Genomic DNA, 20,361 nt, shown 5'->3' on the forward strand with positions numbered 1-20,361 from the left:
AATTTTTTCTTATCCCATATCAAAAGTGTACAATTCACAGAACAACCGTGCAACGTTTGTACATAGGATAAAAAAGGTTTCGCTCCTACTCACTCAAGTATATATATTTGGCAATTCCAGCTAACAGGAGTTCATGTGTCATTGATGTAAAATCTATCCAAACGAAAATACAGCTAATCGACTTAACGAAAAAAGGGGTTCAAACAATAGACTCGTAAAATCTCATCATCTAAAAATCTGCAATAATAACCGAAATTATGCGCAATACCCCTTTCCTAAGTTAACAGCTTTTGGTAACTTTCAATTAACGATTGATATGAAGGCATCATCTTAGGATAAGCAAATGCGTATTCCAACGCATCTATCCTCTCTTCTGAATTGGAGTACACAGAGAGATGAAAAGTATCAGCAACTTTCGGGTTCGAACAAAATGGCATGTAAATTCAGGAGTGAACAAACATTCCCATCACATTTCGAGGCAGGTGGCCAAACCAATCCATAAAAAACGATTAAATTGCCGAAAGTCAATAATAATTATTCCTATCCAGCTGGTTCTAACAGTAAAATTAGTAAACCTGCTTAAACTGTACTGTTAACCATCCTATTTAAGATTTGGTTAGCATACTTTGGGTTATTTTGTAATGGCATGCCAGCAGCAAGATATTGATGAGCAAACCCATTCTTTTCTTTTAAACCATTCATCATAAAGCTCGTTTTCCCAACTATCAGCCCATCATAACCTACTTGAGTCAGCATTACCTCTTCTTTTCTTGAGTTCCTGCAAATCATAGCTCCCCTCATAACCTTGGTGCTATTCTTTCCTATGATAAAGTCAACATACACAGATTTATTAGCTAATTCTATATTGTTATAGGTTTTATCCTCAGCATCCAAATTAGAAAGACAGATTACAAGATCACAACGCTCATTAACTTTTAATAACTCAGCAGTCCTATTTAATGCCAGGTAGGGATTTTGAAAACGAACGCCATCAGTTCCCGTTTTTGCACCCAATCCTGTGATTCCAATTTTTAAATTCCCGGAATAAATAATCGTAGAAGTTTTCACCCGAGAAGATAAAACAGGATTACTGAAGCTATAATTACAATTTACCAGGGGAAAATTCATAAAAGGCAGGAATGTAGCCAGTCCCTCTTCTCCATTCCGTAATTCAGCTACTCCTATTGTAGCAGCATGGTAACCCATCTTATTCATCTTACTGATAACTTTCATATCATCAGCTTTACCGATAAAGTTTCCCGCATCTATGATAAGACCAAAAGCTTCCTGGTCCTGAATAAGTTTATTGATTTCATTTAAACCTCCCTGCTGTCCCTTACCAGACTCAATATATCCATTAAGATTTGCTGTATGATAAACAATAAGCTCATTTCTTCTTGAGAAACCATTAATCGTTTTACTTACATTAGCCAATGTGGTTAGGGGTTTCCCAAAGACAGCTGCACCAGCCAAAACAGATGCGCTTTTTAAAAAAAATCTGCGTTTTGATTCCATTAAACGTCAATTTAGAGTATGACTGACACAAAAAAAAACATTACAACGCAAAAAAACAAGGCATATTGCATTTATTTTAAAATTTATTTAAAAGTGTGAACATTTAACAATAACTTTATTCCAATTATCTAAATTGTTTCTCATTATGGGAGTTAACCAATACCTGGGCGAAATCTCTATCGTCGCTTTTAATTTTAGCCCAAGAGGTTGGGCATTTTGCAATGGACAGCTTTTATCGCTTCAACAAAATCAGGCACTTTTTTCCATTTTGGGAACCACTTATGGCGGGAATGGTGTAACCACCTTTGCCCTTCCGGATTTTAGGGGAAGAGCTCCTTTCCATACAGGTACAGATTTTTCCCTGGGACAGGTTGCAGGCGAATTCACTAGCGTTTTAACTACCCAGCAAATACCTGCCCACCTCCATCAAGTTAGTAACGGTAACATTAAGGCAAAAACAGGTACAACAGCTAATAAAACATCCCCTGTCAACAATTATTTTGCAAGCAATTCCGTAGAGACAAAACGGTTTACCGCAATTGCTGATACGACTATGGGAACTGTTTCAGCCAGCATAGCCAATAGCGGAGGCAATCAGCCACATGAAAACATGCAGCCTTACCTCGCTTTGAACTTTGTCATTGCCTTAGTCGGAGTATTCCCATCACGTAATTAATAAAATCAACTATGACCGATCCATTTATAGGCGGAATTTTTATGTTCGCCGGCAATTTCGCAATGCGTGGCACTGCTGTATGTAACGGACAACTCCTTCCTATCCAACAAAATACTGCCTTGTTTTCTATCCTCGGCACCACTTATGGTGGAAACGGACAATCTACCTTTGCACTGCCAAATCTTATGGGTCGCTGCCCGATAATGCCGGGCAACAATCATGACCTTGGAGAAACTGGGGGCTCGCCATCTGTAACATTGATCTCTACGGAGATGCCTAGCCACAATCACGGTGTACAAGCAGCAATCGGAACCGGTGGGGCAGCAGCGACAGCAAATCCTATAGGCGCTTTGCCAGGAACCACCACCAGCACGCCATTGTATTCAGACCAGGCTGGCACGGGATTTATGAGCCCTTTAACAACAAACTTTAGCAGCCAAACCCAACCTACCGGAGGAAACCAACCGCACAACAATTTGCAACCTTATCTGGTTGTGACTTTTGTAATTGCAATGCAGGGGATATTTCCTGCCAGAAATTAAGTTTTCACTTTAAATATTACATCATGGAAGAACCATTTTTAGGGGAAATAACAATGTTTGCAGGAAATTTTGCCCCCCGGGGTTGGGCTTTTTGCAACGGTCAACTTTTAGCAATCTCTCAAAACGATGCGCTATATACACTACTTGGCACAACATACGGTGGAGACGGAATAAATACCTTTGCCCTTCCCAATCTTGCTGGTCGTGTACCTATTCATGTTGGCACCACACTCGGCAAGACATTTATTTTAGGACAATCAGGAGGTGTAGAGAGCGTTACCCTTACCACTCAACAGCTTCCTGCTCACAACCATAGCATACTCACTAGCGAAGTCAGCTTTAAGACGCGTGGTGATTCAGCGGGAAATTCTGCTTCTCCTGACAACAACTTTATCGCCCAGGCCCCATTAAAAAAGTTTTTTGGACGAGATACTCCACCCGATAAAATGGCTCCATTAGAAAGTGCAGGGACTGTTGGACCGGCAGGAAGTAATTTACCACACGACAATATGCAACCGTATTGCGCTATTAACTTTATTATAGCCCTAGAAGGAATTTACCCTTCTAGCAATTAATCATTAACATTCTCCAAAGCGATCATGAAAACAGGTATTCTATTACCCAGGTCGAGTACTCATCCTCTGATATCTTACAATTTCATGGATGGACTTAGCATTTTTCTTAAATTTCACCAGCTCACAAATGATATCGACTGTATTCCAGCTTATATAGGTTTTGGAACAGACCCCGTTTTAATTCAACAGGAAACCGAACGCTTAATACTGGAGCATCGAGTAGATTTGATCGTGATCTTTGCCGATTACCCGGTAGTAGAATGCCTATTTCCTCTGATCAATTCACTTAACAAGCTGATGATCGTTGTAAACCATGGCGCTAAATATCCGTCGTCCTGGGCCGCCCAGCCGAATGTGATTCACCACAGCTTAAACAATGTCTCCAATTGCTGGCTTACTGGCAAAAAGGCAGCAAAAGAAAACCAGACTGCTGTAGTTGTAAATTCCTTTTATGATGGCGGCTATTCTATCAGTCATGCAATTTCAGCTTCTTTTATGAGTCAATCCGGTCAAATCCTATTTAATTTTGTTGGCCACCAGAAAAAAGAAGAATTCAATACCAGTTCTCTTATTTCCTTTCTCAAAACAGAGCAAAAAACTGAGGCATTACTGGGCATATTAAGCGGAGAGCTAGTACCTGAGTTTTACCATCAGCTCCGGGAGCAAATAGGCAACAGAAAATTAAAACTTTATGCCGGCCCCGTTTTATTGGAGGAATCACAAACCGAAGAAAACTTAAACCCAACGGAAAATATCGAAGTTTGTGGATATACTACCTGGTTTAAAGAACTGGACAATGAAGAAAATATAGCTTATTGTAATAGTTTTAAAAATGACACTGGTAGAGAACCGGATTCATTTGGTGTCTTAGGCTGGGATACCGGACTAATCCTTAAAACAATTCTTAAGATTTCGGAAGGAAAACTGATCGATGCAAAGGTAATCAGCAAACATCAGGATCTTCAATTGCTTCAGGGAGCCAAAGGAGAAATACGCATGCATGCTTATTCCCAGCACTATATCTCTCCAGTACATTACCTCCATAGTAAATTAAACAATGATTCCTCGAGCCTTCATCGTTTATCATTGGAAGTAGTTGAAGAATCTTTCAATGAACTGATCAACTTTGAAATACAAGGCCCTTCATCGCAATGGCTAAATACATACCTCTGCTCCTAAAATAGTTTACAATATATTTTACAAAAAATCGCTCAATGAAAACTTCAACAGGCACCTTTCTACTAAGGATAGCACTTACTCTATCCATGGTATTTTGTATTAACTTTTTCTCCTACGCTCAATGTACATTAGGTGCTGGAGACTTAGTTTTTACCGGTTACAATCAGCTTGATGACGGTACAGACGGGACTTCTACAGACGATTCCTTTTCCTTTCTATTATTAAAAGATATTCCTGCAGGTCAGGAAATTTTTTTTACGGATCTGGGCTGGACAGGAAGTAGCTTTCAAACTGCAAGCAATGCACCTTCGGATGCTGTCTTGAAATGGACGGCTGATGTGGCCTATCCTGCCGGAACAGAAATCATTGTTTATTGTAAATATACTCTTGTGGCAAAGGACATCAACGATAATACACGTGGTACAATCACGGTAGCACAATCATCTTACAACACCAGTTCAGGAGCGGTCAGTCCACAAGAGCAAATGAGTCTCGCTGAATTTTCGGGAGATCAGCTATTCGCATTTACTAACTCTATTGCCACTCCTAATTTTTTGGCAGGCATGAGCATCAATAAACCAGTTGTATCCCAGTGGGAAGCAAGCTTATCACCAACTGCTTTTGGTGCAGATAAATCGGTTCTACCATCGGCTTTAAATTCCGGAGCACAGAAACTGGCAATTTCTTTTGCAGATCCAGGTGATCCATTTGTTAATGCTGCGCCTGTTGCAAGATATAAAAGGGAAGACATTGGCAATGCAACAGGTCTCCCTTCTGAGCTGCTTACTAAAATCAATGATCCTAGTAAATGGGAAATCAGAAGTGATGGCTATCATTACAATCCATTATTTTCTGCAGCAACACCAATTGTTGTTACAGGAATCCACATTACTGCCCAACCAGTTAACCGTACTAACCTGTGTCCGGGCTCTGCAACATCCTTTAGTATTACTGCCAGCGAAGTATGTTCTTATCAATGGGAAGTAAGCGATGACGGCACTACTTTCACTCCAATTGTAGCTTCGGGAATTTACAGCGGGGTAACTACAGCAACACTCAGCATAAGTAACATCACAGGCTTAAGCACAAAAAAATACCGTGTAAAAGTTAGTGGAGTTAATGGTACCACTTCAGATATAGTGAATTTTACCTTGGTCAATCCAGTGATAACATTCAATCCTGGTCCTCTACCTCAGGCAACTCCAAATATCGCTTATACTACGACTGTTCAGGTAACTTCAGGTGGAAACGGAACCTTTACTTTTTCACTAGAAAGCGGAGCACTCCCGGATGGATTAACACTCAATACGGCTACTGGAGAAATTTCAGGAACTCCAAGTATGGGTGGTCAATTCAACTTCGTGATTAAGGCTACAGACAACTGCAGCACTCCAAATACCGGTACACAGAGTTACTCAATTATAGTTGGAACAATTGACCAATCGATTACTTTAACCGATTATACAAAAACTTATGGGGACGGAACCTTTACCTTGCCTCTAAATAGTAGTGCAGACTTACCAGTAACCTACACTTCCAGTGCCCCAACAGTAGCCACAGTAGTCGGTAATACAGTAACGATTATCGGTGCCGGAAGCACGAACATTACGGCTACTCAAGCAGGAAATACAAGTTATAACCCTGCACCAATGGTTGAGAAAACAATTACTGTTGACAAGAAAAATATTACTTTAGTCCTCAGCGCCACTCCTAGCATCACTAAAGCTTATGACGGCAATACCACGGCAACCCTGCTTCCAGCCAACTACACCTTAACAGGCTTAATAGGAACAGATGCAGTAACCGTTTCGGGAACGGCAAGCTACGATACCAATACCAAAGGAACCGGCAAAACCATTACTGCGGGTACCTTTGTACTTGATGGTGCTGATAAAGACAATTACAGTCTGAGCACAACTACTGCAACAACTACAGGTGAGATCACTGCTGCACCGCTTACTTTGGCATTGAATGCTACACCATTAATCAGCAAAGTATATGACGGCAATACAACTGCAACCCTGGTTCCGGCCAACTACACTTTAACAGGTGTGCTGGGTACAGATGCGGTAACTGTAAGTGGAATGGCAAGCTATGATACCAATACCAAAGGAACCGGCAAAACCATTACAGCAAATACTTTTGTACTTGATGGTGCTGATAAAGACAATTACAGTCTGAGCACAACTACTGCAACGACTACCGGTGACATCACTGCTGCACCGCTTACTTTAGCCCTCAATGCTACACCATCAATCAGCAAAGTGTATGACGGCAATACCACTGCAACCCTGCTTCCGGCCAACTACACCTTAACAGGCTTAATAGGAACAGATGCAGTAACTGTAAGTGGAACGGCAAGCTACGATACCAATACCAAAGGAACCGGTAAAACCATTACAGCAAATACCTTTGTACTTGATGGTGCCGATAAAGACAACTACAGCCTGAGCACAGCTACTGCAACAACTACCGGTGACATCACGGCTGCACCGCTTACTTTAGCCCTCAATGCTACACCATTAATCAACAAAGTATATGACGGCAATACAACTGCAACCCTGCTTCCGGCCAACTACACCTTAACAGGTATACTGGGTACAGATGCGGTAACTGTAAGTGGAATGGCAAGCTATGATACCAATACCAAAGGAACCGGCAAAACCATTACTGCGGGTACCTTTGTACTTGATGGTGCTGATAAAGACAATTACAGTCTGAGCACAACTACTGCAACAACTACCGGTGACATCACCGCTGCACCGCTTACTTTAGCCCTGAATGCTACGCCATTAATCAGCAAAGTATATGACGGCAATACCACTGCAACCCTGCTTCCAGCCAACTACACCTTAACAGGGGTACTGGGTACAGATGCAGTAACTGTAAGTGGAACGGCTAGTTATGATACCAATACCAAAGGAACCGGTAAAACCATTACGGCAAATACTTTTGTACTTGATGGGGCCGATAAAGACAATTACAGTCTGAGCACAACTACTGCAACTACTACCGGTGACATTACCGCTGCACCGCTTACTTTAGCCCTGAATGCTACACCATCAATCAGCAAAGTGTATGACGGCAATACCACTGCAACCCTGCTTCCGGCCAACTACACCTTAACAGGCTTAATAGGAACAGATGCAGTAACCGTTTCGGGAACGGCTAGTTACGATACCAACACCACAGGAACCGGCAAAACCATTACTGCGGGTACCTTTGTACTTAATGGTGCCGATAAAGACAACTACAGCCTGAGCACAGCTACTGCAACAACTACCGGTGACATCACCGCTGCACCGCTTACTTTAGCCCTGAATGCTACGCCATTAATCAGCAAAGTATATGACGGCAATACAACTGCAACCCTGCTTCCGGCCAACTACACCTTAACAGGCTTAATAGGAACAGATGCAGTAACCGTTTCAGGAACGGCTAGTTACGATACCAACACCAAAGGAACCGGTAAAACCATTACTGCGGGTACCTTTGTACTTGATGGGGCCGATAAAGACAACTACAGCCTGAGCACAGCTACTGCAACAACTACCGGTGACATCACCGCTGCACCGCTTACTTTAGCCCTGAATGCTACACCATTAATCAGCAAAGTATATGACGGTAATACCACTGCAACCCTGCTTCCGGCCAACTACACCTTAACAGGCTTAATAGGAACAGATGCAGTAACCGTTTCGGGAACGGCTAGCTATGATACCGAGACCAAAGGAACTGGTAAAACCATTACTGCGGGTACCTTTGTACTTGATGGTGCCGATAAAGACAACTACAGCCTGAGCACAGCTACTGCAACAACTACCGGTGACATCACTGCTGCACCGCTTACTTTAGCCCTGAATGCTATGCCATTAATCAGCAAAGTATATGACGGCAATACCACTGCAACCCTGCTTCCGGCCAACTACACCTTAACAGGCTTAATAGGAACAGATGCAGTAACTGTAAGTGGAACGGCTAGTTACGACACGGATGTTAAAGGAACCGGCAAAACCATTACGGCAAATACTTTTGTACTTGATGGAGCTGATAAAGACAATTACAGTCTGAGCACAACTACTGCAACTACTACCGGTGACATCACTGCTGCACCGCTTACTCTAGCCCTGAATGCCACACCATCAATCAGCAAAGTATATGACGGCAATACAACCGCTACTTTGGTTCCAGCAAACTACACCTTAACAGGCTTAATAGGAACAGATGCAGTAACCGTTTCAGGAACGGCTAGTTACGATACCAACACCAAAGGAACCGGCAAAACCATTACGGCGGGTACCTTTGTACTTGATGGTGCTGATAAAGACAACTACAGCCTGAGCACAGCTACTGCAACAACTACCGGTGACATCACGGCTGCACCGCTTACTTTAGCCCTCAATGCTACACCATTAATCAGCAAAGTATATGACGGCAATACCACTGCAACCCTGCTTCCAGCCAACTACACCTTAACAGGCTTAATAGGAACAGATGCAGTAACTGTAAGTGGAACGGCTAGTTACGACACGGATGTTAAAGGAACCGGCAAAACCATTACGGCAAATACCTTTGTACTTGATGGTGCCGATAAAGACAATTACAGTCTGAGCACAGCTACTGCAACGACTACCGGTGACATCACGGCTGCACCGCTTACTTTAGCCCTGAATGCTACACCATCAATCAGCAAAGTCTATGACGGCAATACCACTGCAACCCTGCTTCCAGCCAACTATACCCTAACAGGTATACTGGGTACAGATGCGGTAACTGTAAGTGGAATGGCAAGCTATGATACCAATACCAAAGGAACCGGCAAAACCATTACTGCGGGTACCTTTGTACTTGATGGTGCTGATAAAGACAACTACAGTCTGGGCACTGCTACTGCAACGACTACCGGTGACATCACGGCTGCACCGCTTACTTTAGCCCTGAATGCTACACCATCAATCAGCAAAGTATATGACGGTAATACCACGGCAACCCTGCTTCCGGCCAACTATACCCTAACAGGTGTACTGGGTACAGATGCAGTAACCGTTTCAGGAACGGCTAGTTACGATACCAATACCAAAGGAACCGGCAAAACCATTACAGCAAATACTTTTGTACTTGATGGTGCTGATAAAGACAATTACAGTCTGGGCACAGCTACTGCAACGACTACCGGTGACATCACTGCTGCACCGCTTACTTTAGCCCTGAATGCTACGCCATTAATCAGCAAAGTATATGACAGTAATACCACTGCAACCCTGCTTCCGGCCAACTACACCTTAACAGGCTTAATAGGAACAGATGCAGTAACCGTTTCGGGAACGGCTAGCTATGATACCGAGACCAAAGGAACCGGTAAAACCATTACTGCGGGTACCTTTGTACTTGATGGGGCCGATAAAGACAACTACAGCCTGAGCACAGCTACTGCAACAACTACCGGTGACATCACTGCTGCACCGCTTACTTTAGCCCTGAATGCTACGCCATTAATCAGCAAAGTATATGACGGCAATACCACTGCAACCCTGCTTCCAGCCAACTACACCTTAACAGGCTTAATAGGAACAGATGCAGTAACTGTAAGTGGAACGGCTAGTTACGACACGGATGTTAAAGGAACCGGCAAAACCATTACGGCAAATACTTTTGTACTTGATGGTGCCGATAAAGACAACTACAGTCTGAGCACAACTACTGCAACGACTACCGGTGACATCACTACTGCACCGCTTACTTTAGCTCTGAATGCTACGCCATTAATCAGCAAAGTCTATGACGGCAATACAACTGCAACCCTGCTTCCGGCCAACTATACCCTAACAGGTGTACTGGGTACAGATGCGGTAACCGTTTCAGGAACGGCAAGCTACGATACCAACACCAAAGGAACCGGTAAAACCATTACAGCAAATACCTTTGTACTTGATGGTGCCGATAAAGACAATTACAGTCTGAGCACAACTACTGCAACGACTACCGGTGACATCACGGCTGCACCGCTTACTTTAGCCCTGAATGCTACACCATCAATCAGCAAAGTATATGACGGCAATACAACTGCAACCCTGCTTCCAGCCAACTATACCCTAACAGGTATACTGGGTACAGATGCGGTAACTGTAAGTGGAATGGCAAGCTATGATACCAATACCAAAGGAACCGGCAAAACCATTACTGCGGGTACCTTTGTACTTGATGGTGCTGATAAAGACAACTACAGTCTGGGCACTGCTACTGCAACGACTACCGGTGACATCACTGCTGCACCGCTTACTTTAGCCCTGAATGCTACGCCATTAATCAGCAAAGTATATGACGGCAATACAACTGCAACCCTGCTTCCAGCCAACTACACCTTAACAGGCTTAATAGGAACAGATGCAGTAACCGTTTCGGGAACGGCTAGTTACGATACCAACACCACAGGAACCGGTAAAACCATTACAGCAAATACTTTTGTACTTGATGGGGCCGATAAAGACAACTACAGCCTGAGCACAACTACTGCAACGACTACCGGTGACATCACTGCTGCACCGCTTACTTTAGCCCTCAATGCTACACCATCAATCAGCAAAGTGTATGACGGCAATACCACTGCAACCCTGCTTCCGGCCAACTACACCTTAACAGGTGTACTGGGTACAGATGCGGTAACTGTAAGTGGAATGGCAAGCTATGATACCAATACCAAAGGAACCGGCAAAACCATTACAGCAAATACCTTTGTACTTGATGGTGCCGATAAAGACAACTACAGTCTGAGCACAGCTACTGCAACAACTACCGGTGACATCACGGCTGCACCGCTTACTTTAGCCCTGAATGCTACGCCATTAATCAACAAAGTATATGACGGCAATACAACCGCTACTTTGGTTCCAGCAAACTACATCCTAACAGGTGTGCTGGGTACAGATGCGGTAACTGTAAGTGGAACGGCTAGTTACGATACCAATACCAAAGGAACCGGCAAAACCATTACTGCGGGTACCTTTGTACTTGATGGTGCTGATAAAGACAATTACAGTCTGAGCACAACTACTGCAACAACTACAGGTGAGATCACTGCTGCACCGCTTACTTTGGCATTGAATGCTACACCATTAATCAGCAAAGTATATGACGGCAATACCACTGCAACCCTGCTTCCGGCCAACTATACCCTAACAGGGGTACTGGGTACAGATGCAGTAACTGTAAGTGGAACGGCTAGTTACGATACCAATACCAAAGGAACCGGTAAAACCATTACGGCAAATACCTTTGTACTTGATGGGGCCGATAAAGACAATTACAGTCTGAGCACAACTACTGCAACTACTACCGGTGACATTACCGCTGCACCGCTTACTTTAGCCCTGAATGCTACACCATCAATCAGCAAAGTGTATGACGGCAATACCACTGCAACCCTGCTTCCGGCCAACTACACCTTAACAGGCTTAATAGGAACAGATGCAGTAACCGTTTCAGGAACGGCAAGCTACGATACCAACACCACAGGAACCGGCAAAACCATTACTGCGGGTACCTTTGTACTTAATGGTGCCGATAAAGACAACTACAGCCTGAGCACAGCTACTGCAACAACTACCGGTGACATCACGGCTGCACCGCTTACTTTAGCCCTGAATGCTACGCCATTAATCAGCAAAGTATATGACGGCAATACAACTGCAACCCTGCTTCCGGCCAACTACACCTTAACAGGTATACTGGGTACAGATGCGGTAACTGTAAGTGGAATGGCAAGCTATGATACCAATACCAAAGGAACCGGCAAAACCATTACTGCGGGTACCTTTGTACTTGATGGTGCTGATAAAGACAACTACAGTCTGGGCACTGCTACTGCAACGACTACCGGTGACATCACTGCTGCACCGCTTACTTTAGCCCTGAATGCTACACCATCAATCAGCAAAGTATATGACGGCAATACAACTGCAACCCTGCTTCCGGCCAACTATACCCTAACAGGTGTACTGGGTACAGATGCGGTAACTGTAAGTGGAATGGCTAGTTATGATACCGAGACCAAAGGAACCGGCAAAACCATTACAGCAAATACTTTTGTACTTGATGGTGCTGATAAAGACAATTACAGTCTGAGCACAGCTACTGCAACGACTACCGGTGACATCACTGCTGCACCGCTTACTTTAGCCCTGAATGCTACGCCATTAATCAGCAAAGTATATGACGGTAATACCACTGCAACCCTGCTTCCGGCCAACTACACCTTAACAGGCTTAATAGGAACAAATGCAGTAACCGTTTCGGGAACGGCTAGTTACGATACCGAGACCAAAGGAACTGGTAAAACCATTACTGCGGGTACCTTTGTACTTAATGGTGCCGATAAAGACAACTACAGCCTGAGCACAGCTACTGCAACAACTACCGGTGACATCACCGCTGCACCGCTTACTTTAGCCCTGAATGCTACGCCATTAATCAGCAAAGTATATGACGGCAATACCACTGCAACCCTGCTTCCAGCCAACTACACCTTAACAGGCTTAATAGGAACAGATGCAGTAACTGTAAGTGGAACGGCTAGTTATGATACCAATACCAAAGGAACCGGCAAAACCATTACAGCAAATACTTTTGTACTTGATGGGGCCGATAAAGACAACTACAGCCTGAGCACAGCTACTGCAACAACTACCGGTGACATCACTGCTGCACCGCTTACTTTAGCCCTGAATGCTACGCCATTAATCAGCAAAGTATATAACGGCAATACAACTGCAACCCTGCTTCCGGCCAACTACACCTTAACAGGCTTAATAGGAACAGATGCAGTAACCGTTTCGGGAACGGCAAGCTACGATACCAACACCAAAGGAACCGGTAAAACCATTACGGCAAATACTTTTGTACTTGATGGGGCCGATAAAGACAACTACAGTCTGAGCACAACTACTGCAACTACTACCGGTGACATCACGGCTGCACCGCTTACTTTAGCCCTGAATGCTACACCATTAATCAGCAAAGTATATGACGGTAATACCACGGCAACCCTGCTTCCGGCCAACTATACCCTAACAGGTGTACTGGGTACAGATGCGGTAACTGTAAGTGGAATGGCAAGCTATGATACCAATACCAAAGGAACCGGTAAAACCATTACAGCAAATACTTTTGTACTTGATGGGGCCGATAAAGACAACTACAGTTTAAGTACAACCACAGCCTCAACAACAGGAGACATTACCCCTAGAGCGCTTATGGTAACTGCTGAGGATCAGATCAAATTCCAGGGAACCATAAACCCTCCATTAACTGTAACTTATTCTGGATTCATTAACGGAGAAGGAATTAATAATCTAACCACCCCTCCTACAGCAACCACCATCGCCAATACAGGATCCGCATCTGGAAATTACGATATCATAGTAAGTGGAGGTATCGCCACAAATTACAATTTCAATTATGTAAAAGGTACGTTGAAAGTTGTTCCAGGTAAACCTACAGATATACTTTTGGCCGCTGTACCACTATTTGAAAATCGTCCTGTTGGAACAAAAGCTGGAACATTAAGCTCGACTTCAGAAAATCCTTCTGCTGTTTACACCTATTCTTTAGTTAATGGCCAAGGCGACACAAACAACGATGCTTTTACCATTATCGGAAATCAATTAAAATCAAGTGCTACATTTGATTTTGAAACAAAGGCCAACTATACGATCAGGGTTCGTTCGACAACACAGTTCGGGCAATGGTTAGAAAAGCAGATTAACATTTCTATCAGCGATGTGAATGAAACCCCAACGCTTTCGGCCATAGAGGATCAGTCTGTTTGCTATACAACTTCAGTCCAAAATATTCCTTTGACTGGAATTAGTGCTGGTCCTGAAACAGCTCAAAAAACCACGCTAACAATAACAAGCAGTAATCCGAATCTATTTCAAAGTATTGCTGCAACAGGCACGGGAGCAAACGAAAACATTAATTACCGTATTAAAAATGGCGCAATAGGCACTGCAACCATTACCATTACGGTAAAAGACAATGGCGGAACAACGAATGGCGGCGTGGATACCTATTCCAGAACCTTTGTACTGACTGTAAATCCTTTACCAGTTGTTAACATAAGTGCTGACAAAGGAAATATAATTGGAAACAGTACTGAAGTTAGTAAAGGAGAGACTATATTACTAACGGCAACAGGAGGAAATTCTTATTCGTGGGCTGCAAACGGCAGTATTCTCAGCGGACAGCATACCGCAACCTTAACCGTAAGACCGAGAGAAACGACTACCTACACTGTTACCATAACCAATGCTAATGGATGCACTCAGAGCGGAGCATTTACAGTAAAAGTTTTAGATGACATGCTTAAAATTAAAGCCACTAATATTTTAACTCCTAACAGAGATGGCTATAATGATCTATGGGTCGTGGACAACATCGACTTTTACCCTAATAATGAGGTTAAGATCTTTGATAAATCAGGAAGGTTACTCTATAGCAAAAAAGGATACGACAATAGCTGGGAAGGAACCTACAACGGTGAGGCGCTGGGAGATGGAACCTATTACTATATCATTGATTTCGGCAAAAACAAACGAACCTTTAAAGGATTCATAACCATCATTAAAGGAAAATAATTTGTAATTCATATTGAAAGCAATAAATAAGAACAGCATGAAAATGAAAACAGCATATAAATTTTTAGCATTGTTACTGGTGATCTTCACTGGTAGCAATAGCCATGCACAGATAAATCCACTCGGGGCACAGTATTTTAACAACCGCTATCTGATGAACCCCTCCCTGGCGGGGGCAACTGAGGGACTTAAACTAAATGCAGCTTACCGTAAGCTGTGGACTAATGTTCCTGGATCCCCCCTTACACAAAGTATTACAGCTGACTATGGGTTTGAGAAAGTTGGACTTGGGCTAAATGCATATAATGAAAGTGCCGGTTTGCTAAAACAAACCCGGATAACGGGCAGTTATGCTTATCACTTACAACTGAACTCCGGAGAAGATCGCTTACATTTTGGAATATCGCTTGGCTTCATGAATCAACGCCTGGATGAGAGTGATCTCCAGGGAAACCCTAATGATCCGGCAATAGGCCTTTACAACAACAGAAAGGCTTATATTGATGGAGATTTTGGAATTGCCTACACCTCCGAAAGATTAACACTGCAGGCTTCTGTTCCAAACATGAAAAGTGTTTTTAAAAAAGATGTCATTAAACTTGATGACGTCACTACTTTTTATGGGGCAGCCAGTTACAAATTTCAGCTCATACAAGGTGCTGAAGGTATGGATATAGAGCCCATAGTAGCCTATCGTGGGGTAAAGGGATTCGACAATATCATTGATGCCGGAGCGCAACTGCAAATTGCAAACCAACAGGTATTCCTGATGGGTCTTTATCACAGTACTAAAACTGCCACATTCGGACTCGGAATGGACTTTAGAAAGAAATACTTGATCAGTGGAAGTTATACCACCCAAACTTCTGCACTCAGTTCATATGTCAATGGCAGCTTTGAAATTAATCTCAGATTAAATCTGGGCAAATAAACAGTAGATTTTCTGATGCGTCCAACTTATATTAAATTTGCACTGAATTATGATGTTCAGAAGCTGCAGCAAGAACTCCAGTCTTGCCTGGAACAAGAGTGGCCACTACATTTTAACACCAGGGATTTTGATGGAACCTGGAAAAGCATATCACTACGATCTGCAAGTGGATCCGCGACAGATATTTACGCTCACCCAAATCTTTCTACTCATTTAGATACCCCTTTACTGGACAATACCCCTTATATCAAAGAAATTCTGGATTCATGGCAATGCGAAAAAGAAAATGTCCGCCTTTTGGCACTTAGCCCAGGAAGTCACATTAAGCCACACAGGGATAACGGGTGTGCCTATAAAGATGGGGCATTCAGAATTCACATTCCAATAACCAGCAATCCAGGAGTTTACTTTACAATAGAGGACCAACAACTACAATTACAAGAAGGCGAATGCTGGTATATGGATTTTAGCAAAACTCATGAGATCATAAACGAAGGGAAAACAACAAGGGTTCACCTAATCATCGATGCATTAAAGAATGAATGGACTGACCAATTATTTGAGCAACACGGCTATCCTGTTGCCAGTGACCAGGATGGAAATAAATATGATGAAGATACCATTACAAAAATGATTGCTCAATTAACATTGATGAACACGCCTACTGCAGACGCTATCATTGCAAGGCTTAGAAGTAAAAAAATTTAAGTCTATGTATCCGCATCCATTAACAAACTGGATCCCCTATTCTCTCACTTATGATCCCGAAGGTCAATGGGTACTATCCTGGATAGATCTTCAAAACCGAAGCATAACTGAGCCTTTTTTTGACCAGACCATTCAGATCAGTAAATGGCGTAACAGGGAACGATCAGTACTGAGCAGCTTAAGTGATCCGGATTTTTTAATAGCAGCCGCCCAGGGAATCCCACATCTTAACCCAACAGCGTTTATCTTTCATGTGTCACGTTGCGGATCAACACTGCTCACGCAAGCTTTTTGTGAAGATGAAGAAAATATTGTTATTTCTGAAGCGCCCCTTCTCGATGAAATACTAAGGGCCAATGAGAAAGACCCGAACATGATACCAGAGCAACAGGAAAAATGGTTTAAAGCCGCCTTGAACATGATGGGGCAACAAAGGAATTTTAAGGAATCTAGTTACACAATTAAACTGGATAGCTGGCACCTCCATTTCTATACACAGCTCCGCAACTGGTTCCCAGTTACCCCTTTTATATTTATATTCAGAACGCCTGAACAGGTACTTGCTTCACAGGAAAAACGCAGGGGCATACACAGTGTACCCGGAATAATAAATAAAGCCTTACTTGGAATTGACCTCACCAAAGCATATTTTGGAGATTTTAACCGTTATACCGCTGATGTCATCGAGCAGTATTATCTGCGTATAATTAACGCACATCAGGATGGCCATCCTTTAAATTTTTTTGCAGACTATGGGGATGGGGTGAGGCGAATGATTTTTTTATATTCTAATATAACAGGTATAATGATTAAGGATGAGGCAAAGCTCAAAACCCGCTTGACCTTCCATAGTAAATCTCCAAATGAACCCTTTAAAGAGGATATTCCTCCAGATTCAAAATTTACCTACGAGCATCTCAGTAGAGCTTACAGGCATCTCAAAGAACTAACCGCATCAGAAAACCATATACCTAGTTGCAAGTAAATGAATCATCACGAAGAATTTATCTCTCTATTTTATGAAATGCATAAAAATAAAAAACTGGGAAATGAGATAAATTTACCTCCCGGGTTTGAAAATACAGAAACTGTATGGATGAACTTTTATGGATTAGGGAAATTTGAAACACTCTCATTTATGTATATGGAATGTAGAGATGTTGAGCATTTCAGGCAATGGATAACTGATTTGAAAGGGAATGCTTTCGTGGAACAGGCAACTTTAAGATTCAATAGCTGGAGTACGGATCAGCAAACAAAAAGTAGTAAAGCTCCGGTTTACCCTAAAACGCTTAGCGAGGAGCAATTACAATTCTGGGAAACATTTGGTTACATTAGGATTCCCGGGGCCGTTGAAAGCTCCATATGTAATCAGGTGAGGCAGCAAATATGTGAACATTTGAACATCGAAATTGATCAACCGCAAACCTGGTATCAAAAACATCCGGATTTACAAGGCATCATGGTACAGCTCTACCAGAATGAACAGATGGAGAAAGTCAGATACCACCCTCGTATTAAAGAAATATTTGCTGAACTCTATCAGACTGACCAGCTAATTCCAACGACAGAAAAGGTAGGATTTAATCCTCCGGAAACCGATGAGTGGAAATTAAGAAATGGGAGTTTACATTGGGACATTAATTTCGAGGCTCCCATTGGGTTTCATATTCAGGGATTGGTATATCTGGATGAAGTACCACAAGAGCGAGGGCCATTAATGGTAGTACCCGGATTCCACTTACGTTTCAAGGACTGGATAAAGCCTTTTGCTTCGTTAGAAAAAGCACAGGAATATATGCTAGCTACAGAAACATCAAGCCCTGTAAGTGGCCAAAGGGGCGATCTGATTCTCTGGCAAAATACTATACCCCATTCCGCAGGCAGAAATCAATCTACACTGCCAAGATTTGTGCAATATGTAAGTTTTGCCAAATTATAGATAATGCCGAATGCTACCTACGATTTGAACCGTGCTGTTCACTGGCTAATTTCTACCCTATTACTTTGCAGTAAACAATCCTAAAAATGGCATCCCATGTCAGAAAATGGAATTGATTGTGTTTCCCGTATGGGATTAACCTCATATTCTGCTTTCAATAACAGGGCTAACCGTAAAAGATTGCAGTTTTCATTTCGCTATACCCGTTTAAATTTGGCTTATTACTCATTTCCAACTCGATTATACCTACTTTGAATGTGCATTTCAAATATTGTGGGTGGTAATATGAGGCCAGGTTCTGAAGAGGAGGTGGCCACATATAGAATAATCCCCAATTTGACTGGAAATCGATCTACGGATTTTTTCATACCCAACCTGAATCTTCATTATCTTTTTTCTTTTTTGCATTTTTTATTTTGTCTCTATAGATCAACACCACAACTACCATAAGCAGCATAATGGCAAAAATGTCCCTTATGGCAGCGGTGCTGATTAAATTATGCATTTTCTGTACGCGTTCTCATTGCAGCCTTATTCTGATATAGGAGTAGACCATATGGTATCTTAGGCTCAACATAAGTACTCTTAGGTGGCAGGTTGACTTGCTGCTCTGCCTGAGTAATCAGTTCATCCGGGGTCATGGGATGCAGGGTAAATATTACTGCATTTCGATTTAATCTGGATTCGGCTAGCATCTCTTCCCAGTAGTCAGAAGGATAGTAATGTATGCGGTGATCATCTTTTGGATTCGTTATTCCGAAAATAGGTTCCAGTATCAGGGATTGCAATATTTCAACATCTGTCACAATTCTTTTTTGGACAAATTCCGGCTTCAAATTCAACTGATGCCAGGTATCATTGTATAACATGCCAAACTGGCCTTGCTCCTTTGGTTTATACGCTACATTATTTTGAATTGTAGATACACAAAAATATTTTTTTAACTTACTAAATAGCTTATCAGGACAAATCTTTTTGCGTGAAGTGACCATTCGATGAAATTCTTTACAGCTCAACTGGCAAGAGGAAATGTACATGGTAGTAATCCACTGAGGCTGGTTGAAATTGCCTTTTGAAGCTGCTGCTAATCTGTGGTGGCCGTCTGCAATATACACCCGCTCTATCTTCTGGAAAACTTCCTTAAATTTGGTGAGTGTTGGTTGCTCCCTCACCTTCCATACCCTATGATCATTTCCGCCCTCTTTTAAATGGATACAGAGAATTAAACCTTTTAAACTTTCAATTAGTGAACTGAGTTCGGAATGGGTTCGGTATGTCAGGATTACCGGACTTCCTTCTATACCAGTTTCCCCACGATAAATTTGCAACTTTGATTCGTGTCCAGAGATGGTTTGCTCATGGCTGACAATATTTCCCTGTTTGAAATCTTCCAAGCTTGTAAGTGTCCAGATCGCCTGCTGAGTTAAATTTCCAGACTTTTTCTCATATATATAAATCGCTTCCGTTTCAGTTTTCCTATAATAACCCTGTTCAAGTAGCATGTTTAGGTTTGCATTGCAGGCTTCACGTAGGTAAACGCTGTCTGTCTTTGGCTCCAAAAGCGCTCGTATCAGATTACACTCGGGGAAATTCGTCATTGTCTCGTTGTAAGGGCTTCCTTGTGGCTCCAGGGCGGCAAAGGGTTTAATCTTCATGACTCTT

The 20,361-nt window shown here is 42.6% G+C and carries 11 protein-coding genes; 9 read left to right on the plus strand and 2 right to left on the minus strand.

Translation table 11 applies throughout. From position 1 onward, the window contains the following. Nucleotides 1–579: 579 nt before the first annotated feature. Nucleotides 580–1,515: a hypothetical protein gene (locus CPT03_RS13600; RefSeq protein WP_099439358.1), complete on the minus strand. Its 936-nt coding sequence runs from the start codon at nt 1,513–1,515 to the stop codon at nt 580–582. Nucleotides 1,516–1,660: 145 nt separating this feature from the next. Between CPT03_RS13600 and CPT03_RS13605 the strand changes: the two genes are divergently transcribed. From CPT03_RS13605 to CPT03_RS13645, 9 genes are read left to right on the plus strand one after another with little or no spacing between them, the layout of a single operon-like run. Next, entirely contained in the window at nt 1,661–2,191 is a 531-nt protein-coding gene (locus CPT03_RS13605) for a phage tail protein (RefSeq protein ID WP_099439359.1), read from the plus strand. A gap of 11 nt (nt 2,192–2,202) precedes the next feature. Then, nucleotides 2,203–2,733: a phage tail protein gene (locus tag CPT03_RS13610; RefSeq protein ID WP_099439360.1), complete on the plus strand. Its 531-nt coding sequence runs from the start codon at nt 2,203–2,205 to the stop codon at nt 2,731–2,733. Between the two features lie 23 nt (nt 2,734–2,756). Next, on the plus strand, nt 2,757–3,308 hold the full coding sequence (locus tag CPT03_RS13615) for a phage tail protein (protein WP_099439361.1): 552 nt from the start codon (nt 2,757–2,759) through the stop codon (nt 3,306–3,308). 24 nt (nt 3,309–3,332) lie between these two features. After that, nucleotides 3,333–4,487, plus strand: a complete 1,155-nt coding sequence (locus CPT03_RS13620; RefSeq protein WP_099439362.1) for an ABC transporter substrate-binding protein — start codon at nt 3,333–3,335, stop codon at nt 4,485–4,487. A 35-nt stretch (nt 4,488–4,522) separates the two neighbouring features. Then, on the plus strand, nt 4,523–15,118 hold the full coding sequence (locus tag CPT03_RS13625) for a YDG domain-containing protein (protein ID WP_099439363.1): 10,596 nt from the start codon (nt 4,523–4,525) through the stop codon (nt 15,116–15,118). A gap of 37 nt (nt 15,119–15,155) precedes the next feature. Further along, nucleotides 15,156–16,049: a PorP/SprF family type IX secretion system membrane protein gene (locus CPT03_RS13630; protein ID WP_245869839.1), complete on the plus strand. Its 894-nt coding sequence runs from the start codon at nt 15,156–15,158 to the stop codon at nt 16,047–16,049. Nucleotides 16,050–16,064: 15 nt separating this feature from the next. Then, nucleotides 16,065–16,757 (plus strand): aspartyl/asparaginyl beta-hydroxylase domain-containing protein, encoded by a 693-nt coding sequence (locus tag CPT03_RS13635; protein WP_099439364.1) that lies wholly within the window; start codon nt 16,065–16,067, stop codon nt 16,755–16,757. Between the two features lie 4 nt (nt 16,758–16,761). Further along, a complete protein-coding gene (locus CPT03_RS13640) occupies nt 16,762–17,742 on the plus strand; it encodes a hypothetical protein (RefSeq protein ID WP_157766443.1) in 981 nt (326 codons plus the stop codon). Beyond that, nucleotides 17,743–18,699 (plus strand): phytanoyl-CoA dioxygenase family protein, encoded by a 957-nt coding sequence (locus tag CPT03_RS13645; protein WP_099439366.1) that lies wholly within the window; start codon nt 17,743–17,745, stop codon nt 18,697–18,699. Between the two features lie 497 nt (nt 18,700–19,196). On the opposite strand, the gene CPT03_RS13650 is transcribed toward CPT03_RS13645, so the two are convergent. Further along, the gene (locus tag CPT03_RS13650) at nt 19,197–20,354 is read right to left on the minus strand and encodes a DUF1015 family protein (protein WP_099439367.1); all 1,158 of its coding nucleotides are present in this window, start codon (nt 20,352–20,354) and stop codon (nt 19,197–19,199) included. Nucleotides 20,355–20,361 lie beyond the last annotated feature (7 nt).

This window comes from Pedobacter ginsengisoli (assembly GCF_002736205.1).
In the GTDB taxonomy this organism is placed as follows: Bacteria; Bacteroidota; Bacteroidia; order Sphingobacteriales; family Sphingobacteriaceae; genus Pedobacter; species Pedobacter ginsengisoli_A.

Excerpts from the sequence above, each read along its gene's own strand:
- CPT03_RS13600 (WP_099439358.1), bottom strand. The coding sequence starts at position 1,515 with ATGGAATCAAAACGCAGATTTTTTTTAAAAAGCGCATCTGTTTTGGCT.
- CPT03_RS13605 (WP_099439359.1), top strand. The coding sequence starts at position 1,661 with ATGGGAGTTAACCAATACCTGGGCGAAATCTCTATCGTCGCTTTTAAT.
- CPT03_RS13610 (WP_099439360.1), top strand. The coding sequence starts at position 2,203 with ATGACCGATCCATTTATAGGCGGAATTTTTATGTTCGCCGGCAATTTC.
- CPT03_RS13615 (WP_099439361.1), top strand. The coding sequence starts at position 2,757 with ATGGAAGAACCATTTTTAGGGGAAATAACAATGTTTGCAGGAAATTTT.
- CPT03_RS13620 (WP_099439362.1), top strand. The coding sequence starts at position 3,333 with ATGAAAACAGGTATTCTATTACCCAGGTCGAGTACTCATCCTCTGATA.
- CPT03_RS13625 (WP_099439363.1), top strand. The coding sequence starts at position 4,523 with ATGAAAACTTCAACAGGCACCTTTCTACTAAGGATAGCACTTACTCTA.
- CPT03_RS13630 (WP_245869839.1), top strand. The coding sequence starts at position 15,156 with ATGAAAATGAAAACAGCATATAAATTTTTAGCATTGTTACTGGTGATC.
- CPT03_RS13635 (WP_099439364.1), top strand. The coding sequence starts at position 16,065 with ATGCGTCCAACTTATATTAAATTTGCACTGAATTATGATGTTCAGAAG.
- CPT03_RS13640 (WP_157766443.1), top strand. The coding sequence starts at position 16,762 with ATGTATCCGCATCCATTAACAAACTGGATCCCCTATTCTCTCACTTAT.
- CPT03_RS13645 (WP_099439366.1), top strand. The coding sequence starts at position 17,743 with ATGAATCATCACGAAGAATTTATCTCTCTATTTTATGAAATGCATAAA.
- CPT03_RS13650 (WP_099439367.1), bottom strand. The coding sequence starts at position 20,354 with ATGAAGATTAAACCCTTTGCCGCCCTGGAGCCACAAGGAAGCCCTTAC.